Origin of the sequence: Staphylococcus sp. 191, from assembly GCF_011174885.1 — a bacterium.
In the GTDB taxonomy this organism is placed as follows: Bacteria; Bacillota; Bacilli; order Staphylococcales; family Staphylococcaceae; genus Staphylococcus; species Staphylococcus coagulans.
The window spans coordinates 1-611 of record NZ_PNRJ01000043.1 but is presented as its reverse complement, the minus strand read 5'-3'; the positions used below and the strand labels follow the sequence as shown (position 1 = coordinate 611).

The window sequence follows — 611 nt, the reverse complement described above, 5'->3', positions numbered from 1 at the left end:
AAGTAACATTAACAAAAGCAGATGGAACAACAGTAGAAACAAGAACAGATAAAGATGGCAACTACATCTTTAAAGATTTACCAAACGGTAAATACGAAATCAGCTTTGAAACGCCAGAAGGTTATGAAGCAACAACAGCGAATGTAGGAGACGACGCATTGGATTCAGACGGAACAAAAGTTGAAGTTGAAGTGAACAATGCAGATGATCTTACAATCGATAGCGGCTTCTACAAACCAGTGGTAGAGCCACCGAAAACAGATGCAACATATAAAGTCGGAGACAAAGTATGGAATGACACAAATAAAGATGGCATTCAAAACGCAAATGAAGCAGGAATCGAAGGCGTAAAAGTAACATTAACAAAAGCAGATGGAACAACAGTAGAAACAAAAACAGATAAAGATGGCAACTATATCTTCAAAGATTTACCAAACGGTAAATATGAAATCAGCTTTGAAACGCCAGAAGGTTATGAAGCAACAACAGCGAATGTAGGAGATGACGCATTAGATTCAGACGGAACAAAAGTTGAAGTTGAAGTGAACAATGCGGATGATCTTACAATCGATAGCGGCTTCTACAAACCAGTGGTAGAGCCACCGAAAACA

At 38.6% G+C, this 611-nt stretch carries 1 protein-coding gene; it reads left to right on the top strand.

Annotated elements, in window-relative coordinates; genetic code table 11:
* Nucleotides 1-611, top strand: a 611-nt coding sequence (locus tag C1H58_RS12120; RefSeq protein WP_207623142.1) for an SdrD B-like domain-containing protein, incomplete at both ends; no start/stop codon positions are given.